Below are 15,609 nucleotides of genomic sequence, written 5' to 3'. Positions count from 1 at the left end.
GAGAACACACCGATGAATCCGCGTCTGGTGGAGTACTACAACCGAGAGCTGGCCTACCTGCGTGAGCTGGGGGCCGAGTTTGCTGCCGCATTTCCAAAAGTGGCCGGCCGGCTCGCGCTGCGAGACCTGGATGTGGCAGACCCGTACGTTGAACGTCTCCTGGAGGGGTTCAGCTTCCTGACCGCGCGGGTGCAGATGAAGATGGACGCCGAGTTCCCACGGCTTTCACAACGCATCCTCGAGATGGTGTGCCCCCACTATCTGGCCCCCACCCCCGCCATGGTGGTCGTCCAGATGTCTCCCAGCGATACCGAGGGCAACGTGGCAGACGGCTATTGCCTGCCCGCTGGCAGCATGCTGCGCTCACGCAAGACCCATGATGACCAAGTACCGTGCGATTTTCGTACTGGGCACGACGTCACTCTATGGCCCATTGCACTGTCCCGCGCAGTTCTGGGTGGGCCCCCTCTGGATCTCCCACTATCCCGCTTCGGATTGCAGCATGAGCCGGCAGGGCATTTGCGCCTGGAAATCGAAACCCAGGGGGCTACCGACTTCGCGCAACTGCCGATGGATCGGCTGGATATATACATCCACGCATCTGACGCTGTGGCGTCTCATCTGCAGGAGCTGTTGCACGAATCTCTCCTCGGCATCGTGGTGCACGATGCACAAGACCCGACCCGGGTGCACGGATACCTCTCAGCCCACGCCCTTCGTGCCGAAGGGTATGAACAGAGTCAGTCCTTGCTGCCTTATTCGCACCGGGCGTTTCAGGGGCACCGGCTGCTGCATGAGTATTTCGCCTTTCCGCCGCGCTTCCGGTTTTTCTCCATCCAAGGTCTGGCGAGTTCGCTACAGGTGATCCATGGGAGGCGTCTGGCCATGACGCTGCTGCTGCGCAAGGCAGCCCCAGACCTCGAACCGGTGGTGGATAGACAAAATTTCCTGTTGCACTGCACACCCGCGATCAACCTGTTTGAGCGCATGGCGGACCGCATCCACGTGTCGGCCGGTGTCAACGAGTACCACGTGGTGATGGAACGCACCCGCCCACGCGACTTCGAGGTGTACAACGTGCTCAGCGTCACCGGCCACCAGGAGGGCCAGGTGAACGACCGGGAGTTCGTTCCCTTGTATGCCTCCGTGCACGGCATACGCTCAGACGACCAAGCGTACTTCGCTGTACGGAGGGAGCCCCGGCTGTTTTCGGAGCACGCCGTTCGTTTCGGGCCCCGGACCCAATACCTGGGCAGCGAAGTTTTCCTGTCGCTGGTGGACCAACGAGCAACCCCTTTTTCAGACGATCTCAAGCAGCTTTCGGTACGCACCCTGTGCACAAACCGCGATCTGCCTCTGCTGATGCCGATCAATCAAGCCGGGGGGGATTTCATCACCCTCGACTCGGCACCCATCGGCGCCATACGCACCGTCGCCGGACCATCGCGACCCATGGGCAGCGTGGCAGAGAACGAGATCACCTGGAGATTGATCTCGCATCTGTCGCTGAACTACCTGGCGATGACCGACCTCTCGGAGCAGGAAGGCGCAGCCACGCTGCGCGAACTGATGAACCTCTACCTCGCCTTGGGCAACCATGCCCTCACCGGCCAGGTTGCCGGACTGAAGGAAGTCAGTATTCAACCCATCACCAGACGCCTTGCTCAACACCGCCAGCTGATATACGGCCGGGGAGTGGGGATCACACTCACAGTCGATGAATCTTCGTTCGCTGGCGTGAGCGCTTGGCCGCTGGCCTGTGTGCTTGAGCGCTTTTTCGCGCGCCATGTGGGTGTCAACAGCTTCACAGAACTGTCTTTGCACTCGCGGCAACGAGGGCCACTCGCCAAGTGGGACGCTCGCCCAGGCCAGAGGCCGAATACATGACCGGCGCAGCACCTCCAACCCGGGAAGACCCGTTGCAGCGGCAAGATGGCAGCGCCGACCTGTGGCAACGACTGCGCAGCGATCCACACGCCTTCGATCTGTTCTTCGCGTTGCGATGGCTGCAGGCCCGCCATCCGGATCTACCGGCTTTGGGCCGTGCTGCGCGCCCTCAAGCGGAGCCGATCCGCCTGGGCCAAGACCCTTCTCTCGCCTTTGCACCGGCCACCATTGCAGAGGTGCTGCCAGCCGTTGCCGGCCAGCCGGAGCGGTTGATGGTTTGGAACTTCGGCCTGTATGGTCCCAATGGACCGCTGCCTACCCACTTGACGGAGTACGTCCGCGAGAGACAGCGCCAATACGACGACCCGACGCTGGCCCGGTTTTCCGACATCTTCCATCATAGACTGCTGCTGCTGTTTTTCCGCGCCTGGGCCGATGCCCAGCCCACGGTGTCTCTGGACCGCCCCGGTGACGGGATGTTCGGGCGCCACCTGGCCAGCATCATTGGTATCGGTGAACCATCAGCACGGCAGCGTGATGCGGTGGACGACCACGCCAAGCTCCACATGGCTGGCCACCTCACGCGCATCACCCGCAATCCAGAAGGTCTGCAGCGTGCCGTCACCAGCTACTTTGGGGTACCCGTCGCCCTGCACGAATACTGTCTGCACTACCTCGAGCTTGAGCCCTCGCAACAAACCCGTCTCTCGCGGCATCCCTGCAACTCTCAGTTGGGCGTCGATACGGTGGTGGGCTCCAGGGTCCCCGATGCGCAAAGCAAGTTCCGACTGCGCATTGGCCCGATGACACTGGCGCAGTACGAGCGCTTTCTTCCAGGCCATTCAGATTTCAAGGCGCTCGTGGACTGGGTGAGGAACTACCTGGGTATCGAGTACGCCTGGGATTTCGAACTCGTGCTGCGGCGTGAGGAAGTCCCCGGCACGCGACTGGGCGGCGGAACCCGCCTGGGCTGGACCAGTTGGATGCTCGATGGCCCTGCAACCTCTGACGCAGATGACTTCCGTCTGGACCCGGAAAGCTGGCTGCAAACCCGTGGCCAACCCGTTAGAGCGCACGCGTCCATGCCTGCGGACGCGTGACGCGGCTTCGCTTTTCCATTTCCCCGAATTTTTTTTTACGCCCGTCCCCATAACCATGTCAGAGATCAGTCGCCTTGCCCTGTTCGGAAAACTCAACCCGCTGCTTTTCAAATCGCTGGAGGGCGCTACGGTGTTCTGCAAGCTGCGGGGCAACCCCTATGTCGAACTGGTCCACTGGCTGCACCAGTTGCTGCAGGAGAACGACTCCGACCTGATGAGGCTGTGTCGCCACTTCGAGATCGATGCAGAGCAACTTGCTGCCGACATGCTGCGTAGTCTGGACCGGCTACCACGGGGAGCCACGTCGATCTCCGACTTCTCGGACCAGATCGAGATATCCATCGAGCGAGGCTGGGTCTACGCCACGCTAATGTTCAACGAGTCGCAGATTCGCAGCGCCTACTGGCTCTCCGGCATGCTGCGCACTCGGACGCTGGCCAATGAGCTGCGATCAATTTCCAAGGAGTTCGAGAAGCTCGGAGAGCCTTCGCTGAGCGACGCATTCCCCAAGCTGCTGCCGTTGTCGCCAGAAGCCCAACTACAGGCCGCCGACGGTTCGGGTCTCCAGGGAGCTCCGGGCGAGGCCAGCAGTGCGACGTCGCCGCTCGGTACGGGCAAGCAGGACGCCTTGCAACGCTACACCATTGACCTGACCGAGCGAGCGCGCCTAGGTGAGCTCGATCCGGTGACAGGCCGCGACGAAGAAGTGCGCCAGATGATCGATATCCTCATGCGCCGTCGGCAGAACAACCCCATCCTGGTGGGAGAAGCCGGTGTCGGCAAGACCGCCGTGGTGGAAGGCCTGGCGTTGCGCATTGCCACGGACGACGTTCCACCGCCGCTGCGCGGCGTCCAGCTGCGCACCATGGACGTCGGCCTGCTGCAGGCGGGCGCCAGCATGAAGGGCGAGTTCGAGAACCGGCTTCGCACGCTGCTGGACGAAGTGCAGGCCAGCGCCACCCCGATCGTGCTGTTCATCGACGAAGTGCACACCCTGATCGGCGCAGGCGGCCAGGCCGGCACGGGCGACGCTGCCAACCTGCTCAAGCCAGCATTGGCCCGTGGCGTGCTGCGCACGATTGGCGCCACCACCTGGGCAGAGTACAAGAAGTACATCGAGAAAGACCCGGCGCTGACACGCCGCTTCCAGCTGGTACACATCCACGAGCCCGACGAACCCAAAGCCGTGCACATGCTGCGCGGCGTGGCCGCCAAGCTGGAAGCGCATCACAAGGTTCGGATCGCTGACGAGGCTGTGGTGGCAGCGGTGAGCCTGTCGCACCGCTACATTCCCGCACGCCAGTTGCCAGACAAGGCCGTGAGCCTGATGGACACCGCATGCTCTCGCGTCGCCATGGCCCTGACGGCAACCCCAGCGCGCCTGGAGGCCGTGATCCGCCAACAGGAGGCGCTCCAGGTGGAGCTGGAGGTGGTCCAGCGCGAGGCCGACCTGGGCATCGCCGATCCAGGGCGCATGACCGAGCTGGCCGCAGCGCTGGAGCGCTTGCGGGTGGAGAAAGCCACGCTTACCGAACGACTGGCCCGCGAAAATGACCTCGCGCAACGTATCGTCCAGGCAGAAGCAACACTCCTGGCTGCACGGCTTACACGCACGCCGGACGCTGCCAGCGTCGATGCAGCTGCTGCCTCCGCTGAAGCGATGACATCAGCCGCACCAGCCGTCTCGCCAGAGGAGCTGGACGCTATGCGCAAGGAACTGCGAGCCCTACAGGGCGACGATCCCCTGTTGCACCCGGTGGTGGATGCGGGCGTTGTGGCCGCCGTCGTGGCCGAATGGACAGGCATTCCCGTGGGCCGCATGGTGCGCGATGAGGTGAAGTCGGTGCTGACGCTGACACATACGCTAGAAAAGCGCGTGATCGGCCAGCGCCACGGGCTGGAGGCCATCACGCGCCGCATACAGACAGCGCGCGCGCAGCTGGACAACCCCAGCAAACCCATTGGAGTGTTCCTGCTGGCAGGCCCCTCAGGGGTGGGAAAGACCGAAACCGCCCTTTCCCTGGCCGAGGCGCTGTACGGCGGTGAACAGAATCTCATCACCATCAACATGAGCGAGTTCCAGGAAGCGCACACCGTCTCCACACTCAAGGGCGCGCCACCGGGCTACGTGGGGTATGGTGAAGGTGGCGTTCTGACTGAAGCGGTGCGCCGCAGACCGTACAGCGTGGTACTGCTCGACGAGATCGAGAAGGCGCACCCGGACGTGCACGAGATGTTCTTCCAAGTGTTCGACAAGGGCTGGATGGAAGACGGCGAGGGCCGCTATATCGACTTCAAGAACACCGTGATCATCCTGACGTCGAATGTGGGCTCGGAGCTGATCGCAGGACTTTGCAACGACCCCGACCTCATTCCGTCGCCGCAGGCACTGGCCCAGGCAATCCGCCAGCCGCTGCTCGACAAGTTCCCGGCCGCGCTGCTCGGTCGCCTCACGGTGGTGCCGTACTACCCGATTTCCGAAGCGATGCTTGAGCAGATCATTGGCCTGCAAATGCGCCGCATCCAGACACGCATCCAGGTCAACCATGGTGCGCAGTTCGAGTTCGACGACAGCGCCGTGCGGCTGATCAGAGAGCGCTGCAGCGAAGTGGAGTCTGGCGCCCGCATGATCGACGCGATCCTGACCCAGAACTTCCTGCCACGCATGGCCATAGAGTTCCTGCAAGCTTCGGTGGATACAAAGATCATCAGCCGCATCAACGTGAGCGCCGCTGATAACGACTTTGTGATTCGCTACGTCTAGGTCCACAAGCACCCCCTTCGACGCACCGCCACCATGCCCAACGCACGCTTGCTCCTCAACCTGCTTCCCCACCCCTGCGCCGCAGAACACCGGGCAGGTACTGTGCCAGCCACTGCCGCCTTGACCGCCTTGGTCGTCTTGGCAGCCTTCGCGATACCGGCGCACTCAGGTCTGCTTGATGGCCTGGGCCGGGCCGGCGAGGCCATCAGTCGTAGCGAAGGCGCTGTGTCCGCCGGGCAGCAGATGATGTCCACAGGGCAGCAGATGATGTCCACAGGGCAGCAGGTCATGTCGACGGGTCGGCAGGCCATGGACGCGGGCCGCCAAACCTGGGACGGCCGCAATGTCATCCCCTTCCAGCCGCCCTCCGGGGCCGCCGTGATGGCGCGCGACGAAGGCGGCCCGGTGCGGCTCATTGCCGCCCTCGAACGCGGCGCGGGCGACCCCGTCGCTGCGGGGAGCACGCTGGTGGCGCTGCTCGACCAGGGCGCGTACTTCGTGCAGCGCCAGACAGCGCATGTAACAACACCTCAGGACCAGTTGCTGGCCACTCCCCGCGCAGACAGCTCTGCGGTCTCCATCGACCTGCCGCAGACTCCACCGGGGACCCTCTTCGACCTGGCTTCGGGCAGAGTACGAGCTTCAGGCGCTGGCGTGAAGATATTTGCACTGTCTGTGCACACCAGCCTGCCACGCCGGGCTGGCCGCCGCGCGCTGGATGCGATAGAGCAGCACGCCATGCTCACCACCAGTTCAGTACAGATGGAATGGCCACTGCAGCCCGACCTGGCAATGGAAGCGGTGGGTGGCAAGTTGCTGGTGTGGGCCAGCGAGTCAGGCGCAGCGTTTCCGGCGGGCTTCGGTGCGGACGGCCGCCTCTTCACGCCCGACGACCCCATGGTGCGGCTGCCACGCGGCTACACCGTCGTGACCCTGGACAGCCGCGGTTTCAGCTTCGACCGCAGCCGCGAGATCGCGCTGGCTCAATATGGGGTGCAGTCCACGACCGACATCGACCTGACCCGGCTGTCGCCCGGCGACGCTTTCAAGGCATTCACCAGTGTGATGCATGAACGCTACCCGTTCCGCGGCGCGCAGCCCATGGACTGGGCGCGGCTGCAGGCCGAGCTGGCGGACAAGGCGCGGCAGGCCGGTGACCAGCGGGAGCGGCAAGCCATGGCGCAAATCTACGCCGACATTGGCACACGCCTGCAGGACGGCCTGTTCCGCGTCGAACTGCGCGGTGCAGGTGGTCCCCAGGGTCTCACGGCAGGACTCGATGTGGGCCTGGCCGGCCAGTGGCTGCCGCGCGGCATCACGCCCCTGCCGATGCAGGGCGTGTGGTGGCTGCCTGATGGCCGGGCCCTGGTAGGCAGCGTCGCTCCACGCTCGGCAGCGGAACTGGCCGGGCTGCGCCCGGGCGCTGAGATTGTGGAAGTCAATGGCGAAAGCATCGGGCGCTATGTGGGCCGCGCCGTACGCTACTCCAACCGCCCCACTGAAGTCGGGCGCCGCCACGATGCCCTCAAGCTGATGGCCTACGATCGGGAAGCCATGGTGCTGAAGGTGCGCCAGGACGGCAACGAGCAAACCTTCGATCTGCGCCAGCGCGTGGCGGAACGGCCTCAGGCGGCAGGATCAGCCCCCAACAACGAATCGCTGTCAGCGTTCCAGTTGCGCAGTCAATCGGGCCGGCAGTACGGCTACATCGCGCTGAATTCGTTCGCCGACGGCGGAGGCAACCTGGACCAGTGGGAACGCAGCCTTGCAGCCGCCACCCAGGCACGGCTCAGCGGCCTGGTGCTGGACCTTCGGGGCGCCAACCATGGTGCCTATCAGTTGGTTCCCCACTACGCAGCGTCTTTCTTCTCTTACGACCGACCACTGAGGCTGCAGGGCTACGCGCAGCGCCAGGTGGACGCCACCGCCAAGGTGTGGCGCACTCGCGGCAGCCTGGGCCTACCTCCACAGCTGCCGCTGTTCACACAAGGCGGCGCTTACTACGGCGCCCCCTTGGTGCTGCTGACGGGACCGGAGTGCACGGGCCCGTGCGAGATGTTCGCAGCCTGGTTGCAAAAAGCCGGTCGGGCCCAGGTCATCGGGACGGAGCCCACGCCGGGCGCTGTAGGCATGACGACGCGCGTGCTGCTGCCCGGAGACGTGATCGTTCACGCGCCCACGGTGGCAGAACTGGGCGCCAAAGGCGACCACTATGTCTTTGGCAAAGGCGTTGAGCCCGATCTGCGCCTGGCGGCGGACGCAGGCTTCGTCCAACGCGTCATGACCGGTGGCGACCCTGTGCTGGATGCCGCCGTGCAGTGGCTGGACGGTAGGCCCCTGGCACGCTAACAGCAGCGTCATGCGCTCATGTGCCCAAAAAGCAAGCAACCCCTGCTGCAGTGACACAGGCAGGCGAAAATAGCGCATGCCCATCATCCCCGACTTCATCGCCCCCACCCGCCACACCGACCCGGCCGACGCCCTGGCCCAGGTGCAGCGCATCTACCAGCAACAAATTGGCCACCTGCGCGACGCCATGCAGCGTTTTGTGGCGGGCGAGACGCCCGAGGGCCCGGTGCGCGCGTTCTACCCGTTTGTGCGGGTGCACACCACCACCGTGGCGCGGGCCGACACCAAGCTGGCCTATGGCTTTGTGGAAGGCCCCGGGCGGTATGAGACCACCCTCACCCGGCCCGACCTGTTTGCCAACTACTACGCCGAGCAGTTCCGCCTGCTGCGTGCCAGCCACAACGTGGAGCTGGAAGTGGGCACCAGCACCCACCCGATTCCCATCCATTTCTCATTTGCGGAGCACGACCACATCGAGGGCACGCTGACCCAGGCCCGCCGCATGCTGATGCGCGACGTGTTCGACCTGCCCGACCTGGCCGCCATGGACGATGGCATCGCCAACGGCACCTGGCAGGCCGCGCCCGGCGAGGCGCAGCCGCTGTCGCTGTTCACCGCGCCGCGCGTGGACTACTCGCTGCACCGCCTGCGCCACTACACAGGCACAGCGCCCGAGTGGTTCCAGAACTTCGTGCTGTTCACCAATTACCAGTTCTACATCGACGAATTCGTGCGCCTGGGCCACGCCGAGATGGCCAAACCCGACAGCGAATACATTGCCTTCATCGAACCCGGCAACGTGGTCACGCGCCGCGTGGGCCTGAGCGCCGAGGCGGGCGACGACCTGGGCGCCGCTCCACCCCGCCTGCCGCAGATGCCCGCCTACCACCTGGTGCGTAAGGACGCGAGCGGCATCACCATGGTCAACATCGGCGTGGGCCCGGCCAACGCCAAGACCATCACCGACCACATCGCCGTGCTGCGCCCCCATGCCTGGATGATGCTGGGCCACTGCGCAGGCCTGCGCAACAGCCAGCAGCTGGGTGACTACGTGCTGGCGCATGCCTACGTGCGCGAGGACCATGTGCTGGACGAAGACCTGCCGCTGTGGGTGCCCATCCCGGCGCTGGCCGAAATCCAGCTGGCGCTGCAACAGGCCGTGGCCGATGTCACGCAGATCAGCGGCGCAGACCTGAAGCGCGTGATGCGCACCGGCACCGTGGCCAGCACCGACAACCGCAACTGGGAGCTGCTGCCCGACAACACGCCGCAGCGCCGCTTCAGCCAGAGCCGCGCCGTGGCGCTGGACATGGAAAGCGCCACCATCGCCGCCAACGGCTTCCGCTTCCGCGTGCCCTATGGCACCTTGCTGTGTGTGAGCGACAAGCCTCTGCATGGCGAGATCAAGCTGCCCGGCATGGCCAACCACTTCTACCGCGAGCGGGTGGACCAGCACCTGCGCATCGGCATGCGCGCCATCGAGATCCTGCGCAACGGCGGCGTGGACCGCCTGCACAGCCGCAAGCTGCGCAGCTTTGCCGAGGTCGCATTTCAGTAAACGACTGGCCCGAGGCCGCTGCGCATGCCACTGGATTTCCTCACCCTCATGACGGTCATGGCGGCCAACCTGTTCATGATCTCGGCCGCGCTGCCGCTGATCATGGGCCGGGACGTGAGCCGCGCCGCCCGCAACATGCAGGCCAGCATGCTGCTGCAGGCGGTGGCCTGGGCGGCCATCATTGCCTCATCCACCCTGTGGGACCAGGCCCTTTCTACCGTGTCGATTGCCTGCAACGCGGCCGCACAGTGGATGCTGTACCGGGCGCTGGAGGAGTGGCTGGGCCCCCGCCCCTTGCGCCGCGTGCTACTGGTGTTGGTGATTGCCGCCCCGCTGGGCTACACCCTGGGTTTTGGGCACTACGCCTGGCGCGTGGGCTGGGCCAACTTTTTGATGGCCACTATTTTGTGCATCGTTGCGCGCGCCACCCTGGCGCCCGTGGTGGAGGCCAACCTGCGCTGGCGCAGCCTGCTGATGGGCTGCCTGCTGACGTCGGCCGCTTTCACGCTGGCGCGGGGCATGCTGGGCGCCTTCACCGACCAGTACCCGAGCTTTCGCACGCCCCATCCCGTCAACCTGGCAGCTGCTGTGGCCACCAATGTGAGCCTGGTGCTGGGCACCGTCGCCCTGCTGGTGGCGTGGCGGTCGGAGGCAGAACACAAGCTGCGCACGCTGGCGATGACCGATGGCCTCACCGGCGTACTCAACCGGCGAGGCTTCACCACCCAAGGCAGCAGCCTGCTGGCACACGCCGCACGCCACCAGTTGCCCATGACGGCAATGATGCTGGACCTGGACCACTTCAAGCAGGTCAACGACACCCACGGCCACGAGGCCGGAGACCGCGCCCTGCAACTGTTTGCCCGCCTGCTGGGCGACACCTGCCGCAGCGGCGACCTGGTCGGGCGCCTGGGTGGCGAGGAGTTTGGCGTGCTGCTGTTGCACAACAGCGCACCCGCTGGACTGGCACTGGACCGGCGACTGCGCAGGCGTCTGCATGCCGCCAGCGTGGCAGAGCTGGGCTTTGCGCTGGACTACAGCGCCGGGATGGCCGTGCTGCAGCCGGGCGAAGCTGGCCTGGCCGAACTGATGGCCCGTGCTGACGGTGCCCTCTATGCAGCGAAGACGGCGGGCCGGGGGCGGCTGGTCGCGGCGGACTGAGGCAAGCAGTCCTGTTTTGATAGCATCAGGCGCAATACCCACTAGCGCCTGCGGCAGATTCTGGCAAAAATCCGCCTCCAAGCACCACGGACGCACTCGTCGCACACAATCCCTCCATGACCGCACTTTTTGAAGCCCTGCACCTGCGCAAACGTTATGGCGAGACCACGGTGGTGGACGACGTGTCCTTCGCCATTGCTCCCGGCGAATGCCTGGGGGTCATCGGCCCCAACGGCGCGGGCAAGACCACCACCATCCGCATGTGCCTGGGCCTGGCGTCGCCAGACGGGGGCGAAGTGCATTTCACGCCCCAGCCCGGCACGGCCCCGCTGCTGATGCCCCGCGATGCGCTGGCCATCAAGGCGCAACTGGGCGTGGTCACGCAGTTTGACACCCTCGACCCGGACTTCACCTGCGCAGAAAACCTGCGCGTGTTCGGCCGCTACTTCGGCCTGAAGGGCCCGGTGATGGACGAGCGTGTGCCCCAGTTGCTGGAGTTTGCCGCCCTCACCCACAAGGCCGATGCCAAGCCGGGCGAGCTGTCGGGCGGCATGAAGCGGCGCCTCTCGCTGGCGCGCGCCCTGGTCAACAATCCGCGCCTGCTGCTGCTGGACGAGCCCACCACCGGCCTGGACCCGCAAGCCCGCCACCTGATGTGGGAGCGCCTGCAACTGCTGCTGCAGCAAGGCAAGTCGATCCTGCTGACCACCCACTTCATGGACGAGGCCGAGCGCCTGTGCTCGCGCCTGCTGGTGCTGGACCATGGCCGCAAGATTGCCGAAGGCCGCCCGCGCGAACTGATCGCCCAGCACCTGGAGCCGGACGTGGTGGAGGTGTTCGGCGTGGGGGCCGTCCAGATGGCCGAAGACGCCGCGCTGCGCGCCCTGGCCGCCCGCGTGGAAATCAGCGGCGAGACCGTGTTTTTCTACACCCAGAACGCCCAGCCGCTGCTGCAGGCCTTGGCCGCACACGGCCACCTGCGCACGCTGCACCGGCCGGCCAATCTGGAAGACCTGTTCCTCAAGCTCACGGGGCGGCAGATCCGGGAGTGAGGTCGGCAGGGCGGTCTGCCAGCCGCCCCTGCCACCAGCCTTCGAGGGCTTGCGGTGCGCAAGGCTGCGAGAACAGATAGCCCTGCAGTTCGTCGCACCCCAGCCGGGCCAGCCACTGTGCCTGGTGCTCGGTTTCCACGCCCTCGGCCACCGTGCGCAGGCCCAGCTTTTGCGCCAGGGCCACGATGGCGTCCACCAGTGCTTCGCCCCGGTCATTGCTCCCCAGGTCGTTGACGAAAGAGCGGTCGATCTTGAGCTTGCGCACCGGAAACCGCTTGAGCTGGCTGAGTGACGAATAGCCGGTGCCGAAGTCGTCGATGGCCAGCTGCACACCCAGAGCGGTGAGGCGCTGCATGGTCTGCAGGGCCTCCTCCACGGGCTCCATGATCGAGCTCTCAGTGATCTCCAATTGCAGCAACCGGGGTGGGCACCCGGTGCTTTGCAGGGCGCGGGCCACCACCTGGTCCAGCTCGGGCTCCTGGAACTGACGGGCCGAGAGATTCACCGCCACCGGGATCTCCCCCCAACCGGCATCCAGCCACCGGCGTGCCTGCGCGCAGGCCTCGTTCAGCACCCATTCGCCCAGGGGCACGATCAGCCCCGTTTCTTCCGCAATACCGATGAACTGCAGCGGAGACACCAGCCCACGCTCCGGGTCCGCCCACCGCACCAGCGCCTCCACCGACGACACGCGCCCCGTCCGCGCATCCATGATGGGCTGGTAGTGCAGGCGCAGCCCGTCGTGCTCGATGGCATGGCGCAGGCCCGCCTCCACCCGCAGGCGCTCCGTCAACACCTCCGTCATGTGCGGGCTGAAGAAAGCCAGCCGGTTCCCACCCAGGTCCTTGGCGTCGTACATGGCCACATCCGCATTGCGCAGCAGGAGATCCCCGGAGTCCCCATCCTGCGGGAAGACCGCAATCCCCAGGCTGGTGCCCAGCAACCAGCTGGACGTGCCGGTCTCCACAGGCAGGGTCAGCGCCCGCACAATGCGCCGCGCCATGGGCTCCACCACGGCCGGGTCCGGCAAGTCGGGCAGCACCACAACAAACTCATCCCCTCCCGGCCGGGCCACTACATCGCCGGGACGTACACAACCCTGCAACCGGACCGCCACCTCCTTGAGCAAGGCATCGCCCCGTGCATGTCCCAGGCTGTCGTTCACCCCTTTGAACCGGTCCAGGTCCATGGCCAGAACGGCCACGCAGTGGCCCTGCTCCCGCGCCCGGTCCAACGCTGCGTCCAGCCGCTCCGTGAGGCTGTAGCGGTTGGCCAAGTCGGTCAGGGGGTCTCGCCGCGCCTGGCGCTCCAGCGTCTCCGTGTGTTGCGCGATGGACTGCTGCTGGCGCAGCAGGGACTCCGCCATCCGGTCCAGTGCCCGGGCCACCTGCCCCAGCTCTCCCGGGGGATAGGGTGTACCAATGGGTTCGGCGTAGTTGCCAGCATCCATGCGGCCAATGGCGCGGATGGCGCGCATGGCATGGCGGCGCACCGCAAATTCCACCAACAGAAAAGCCGCAACGAACACGATGACCGCCAGTGCCAGCACCCCCAGCAGTGCGCGCCGGAACTGACGCTCCACCGGGCCACGCAGGTCGTCCTCGGGCACGGCCAGGGCCAGACGCAGATCCGAGCCCTGTGCGCGCGGCAACTGGGCGCGCACCCAGACGCGACGCACGCCATCGGCCCCCGCCATCACGGCATGCCCTTCGACTGCTTGCAACATGAAAGTGCGTTCGGCGTCCCCCAGGGTCAGCGGCGCCACCTCCGGCCGCCGGAAGTCCATGACCACCGAACCGTCGGCATTCCATACCTGCAGATGCATGCGCTCATAGCGCTGTGCATGCACCGTGGCCTGCCCGTAGTCCTGCATGTCGAGCGAGGCCAGCAGGATGAAGCGCAACGCGCCTCCCGCATCGCGCACCGGGTAGGCCACCTGCAGCACCCCTTTGCCCGTCAGGCGGCCTATGACCGCTTCCAGCACCGGCCCGGAGGCCGTCAGCGCACGCTGAAAGTAACTGCGGTCCCGGAGGTCCAGGGTACGGCCGCTGCGCAGCGAATCACAGAACAGGGAGCCATCGGGCTGGATGGTGAGGATGCCGGTGTACTGAGGATGTTCCTTGAGGACATCTGCCAGGAAATCAGAGCATGCGGCCTTGTCGCCCGCTGCCAGCAGGGGGACGCGCCCAAGGCCAAACAAGAGTTGCCCGGTACCAGCGATCTTGTCGTCCAGGTTGCTGGCAATGATGCCTGCCCGGGCCACCAGCCGGTCGCGCGCCTGTCCGGTGGTGGTCACCCGGAACTCCAGCAGCAGCCACACCAGGGCCGGCACAGGCAACAAAGAGGCTGCCAGCACCAGCCACAGGATCCGCGCACTCAGGCTCACAGGGGTTTCTCCTTCAGAAGCGCCGTCGTCGCACCGGCCCGCCGCAACTGCGGCCGCAGGCTATCAGGCCACGCGGGGCCTGACCTTGCTCGCCGCCAGCTTGGCGTTCGCACGCGCCGTGTCCACATTCTCAGCCCGCGCCAGCGCCACGCCCATGCGGCGCTTCATAAAACTCTCGGGCTTGCCGAACAGGCGCAGATCGGTGCCCGGCACGCGCAGGGCTTCTTCCACGCCGTCGAACACGATGCCCTGGGCTTCCACACCGCCGTAGATGACGGCACTGGCGCCGGGGTTGCGCAGACTGGTGTCCACCGGCAGGCCCAGGATCGCGCGGGCGTGCAGCTCGAACTCGCTCTGGTACTGGGTGCACAGCGTGACCAGGCCCGTGTCGTGCGGGCGCGGGCTCACCTCGCTGAACCAGACCTCCTGGCCCTTGACGAACAGCTCCACGCCAAACAATCCCTGGCCACCCAGGTTGTCGGTGACGGCCTTGGCGATCTGGCGCGACTTTTCGAGTGCGGCCGGGTGCATGGGGTGGGGCTGCCAGCTTTCCACATAGTCGCCACTCACCTGCACATGGCCGATGGGGTCGCAGAAACTGGTGGTGATTTGGCCGTCGGCGCCCACCGACCGCACGGTGAGCTGGGTGATTTCGTAGTCGAAGTCAATGAAACCTTCGACGATGACGCGGCCGTGGCTGACGCGGCCACCGGCCATGGCGTAGTCCCAGGCCTTCTTCACGTCAGCCGGGCCGTCGATCTTGCTCTGGCCTTTGCCGGAGCTGCTCATCACGGGCTTGACGATGCAAGGGTAACCAATCCCGCCATCAATCGCGGCTTGCAGCTCTTCGAGCGAATTACAGAATTTGTAGGGGCTGGTGGGCAACCCCAGCGTCTCGGCGGCCAGCACGCGGATGCCTTCACGGTCCATGGTCAGGCGCGCAGCGCGGGCCGTGGGGATCACGCGCACGGTGCCCGCGGCTTCCAGCTCTTCGAGCATAGGGGTGGCGATGGCTTCGATCTCGGGCACCACCAGGTGGGGCCGTTCGGCTTCGATCAGCGCCTTGAGCTGGGCCGGGTCGCTCATGGTGATGGTGCGCGCGTGGTGGGCCACCTGCTGGCCGGGCGCGTTCTCATAGCGGTCCACGGCAATGGTTTCCACCCCCAGGCGCTGCAGCGCGATCAGCACCTCCTTGCCCAGCTCGCCCGAGCCCAGCAGCATGACTTTGGTGGCATGGGGGGACAGAGGGGTTCCGAGGGTGGTCATGGTGGGGGCTTTCGAGAAGGTGAAAAAGTCGGTAAATGGCGGGACGCAGGCGACTTTAATGCACCCGGGCGCAGAACTTGCAATCG

General features: G+C 65.7%; 9 protein-coding genes. 7 read left to right on the top strand and 2 right to left on the bottom strand.

All coding sequences use genetic code 11. The annotated features are described in order from the left end of the window. Positions 1-12: 12 nt before the first annotated feature. The 7 genes from tssF to AC07X4_RS05995 all read left to right on the top strand — a co-directional run bounded on the left by tssF (position 13) and on the right by AC07X4_RS05995 (position 11,871). The gene (gene tssF, locus AC07X4_RS06025; RefSeq protein ID WP_494739537.1) at positions 13-1,887 is read left to right on the top strand and encodes a type VI secretion system baseplate subunit TssF; all 1,875 of its coding nucleotides are present in this window, start codon (positions 13-15) and stop codon (positions 1,885-1,887) included. Next, complete coding sequence (gene tssG / locus AC07X4_RS06020) at positions 1,884-2,987, top strand: type VI secretion system baseplate subunit TssG (protein WP_494739536.1); 1,104 nt, start codon at positions 1,884-1,886, stop codon at positions 2,985-2,987. Before tssF ends, tssG begins: the two co-directional genes overlap by 4 nt. A 55-nt stretch (positions 2,988-3,042) precedes the next feature. After that, positions 3,043-5,751 (top strand): type VI secretion system ATPase TssH, encoded by a 2,709-nt coding sequence (tssH, locus tag AC07X4_RS06015; RefSeq protein WP_494739535.1) that lies wholly within the window; start codon positions 3,043-3,045, stop codon positions 5,749-5,751. A gap of 33 nt (positions 5,752-5,784) precedes the next feature. Beyond that, positions 5,785-8,100: a S41 family peptidase gene (locus AC07X4_RS06010; RefSeq protein ID WP_494739534.1), complete on the top strand. Its 2,316-nt coding sequence runs from the start codon at positions 5,785-5,787 to the stop codon at positions 8,098-8,100. A gap of 76 nt (positions 8,101-8,176) precedes the next feature. Further along, entirely contained in the window at positions 8,177-9,658 is a 1,482-nt protein-coding gene (locus AC07X4_RS06005) for an AMP nucleosidase (protein WP_056059633.1), read from the top strand. Positions 9,659-9,682: 24 nt separating this feature from the next. Continuing rightward, the gene (locus AC07X4_RS06000) at positions 9,683-10,819 is read left to right on the top strand and encodes a GGDEF domain-containing protein (protein ID WP_494739533.1); all 1,137 of its coding nucleotides are present in this window, start codon (positions 9,683-9,685) and stop codon (positions 10,817-10,819) included. A gap of 116 nt (positions 10,820-10,935) precedes the next feature. Beyond that, positions 10,936-11,871 carry an ATP-binding cassette domain-containing protein gene (locus tag AC07X4_RS05995; protein WP_440595827.1) on the top strand — a complete coding sequence of 312 codons (936 nt, stop codon included), beginning with the start codon at positions 10,936-10,938 and terminating at the stop codon, positions 11,869-11,871. Here the strand turns inward: AC07X4_RS05995 and AC07X4_RS05990 are convergent. Further along, entirely contained in the window at positions 11,846-14,257 is a 2,412-nt protein-coding gene (locus AC07X4_RS05990; protein WP_494739532.1) for a putative bifunctional diguanylate cyclase/phosphodiesterase, read from the bottom strand. The two genes, AC07X4_RS05995 and AC07X4_RS05990, sit on opposite strands and share 26 nt — an antisense overlap. 63 nt (positions 14,258-14,320) lie before the next feature. Then, positions 14,321-15,523, bottom strand: a complete 1,203-nt coding sequence (gene purT, locus AC07X4_RS05985) for a formate-dependent phosphoribosylglycinamide formyltransferase (protein ID WP_494739531.1) — start codon at positions 15,521-15,523, stop codon at positions 14,321-14,323. Positions 15,524-15,609: the final 86 nt, after the last annotated feature.

The sequence above is a fragment of the Acidovorax sp. GW460-11-11-14-LB4 genome (assembly GCF_059423685.1).
This window is presented reverse-complemented; position numbering and strand designations above follow the sequence as displayed.

Bases quoted from the DNA above. Each gene is read 5' to 3' on its own strand.
- tssF (WP_494739537.1), top strand. From the start codon at position 13: ATGAATCCGCGTCTGGTGGAGTACTACAACCGAGAGCTGGCCTACCTG.
- tssG (WP_494739536.1), top strand. From the start codon at position 1,884: ATGACCGGCGCAGCACCTCCAACCCGGGAAGACCCGTTGCAGCGGCAA.
- tssH (WP_494739535.1), top strand. From the start codon at position 3,043: ATGTCAGAGATCAGTCGCCTTGCCCTGTTCGGAAAACTCAACCCGCTG.
- AC07X4_RS06010 (WP_494739534.1), top strand. From the start codon at position 5,785: ATGCCCAACGCACGCTTGCTCCTCAACCTGCTTCCCCACCCCTGCGCC.
- AC07X4_RS06005 (WP_056059633.1), top strand. From the start codon at position 8,177: ATGCCCATCATCCCCGACTTCATCGCCCCCACCCGCCACACCGACCCG.
- AC07X4_RS06000 (WP_494739533.1), top strand. From the start codon at position 9,683: ATGCCACTGGATTTCCTCACCCTCATGACGGTCATGGCGGCCAACCTG.
- AC07X4_RS05995 (WP_440595827.1), top strand. From the start codon at position 10,936: ATGACCGCACTTTTTGAAGCCCTGCACCTGCGCAAACGTTATGGCGAG.
- purT (WP_494739531.1), bottom strand. From the start codon at position 15,523: ATGACCACCCTCGGAACCCCTCTGTCCCCCCATGCCACCAAAGTCATG.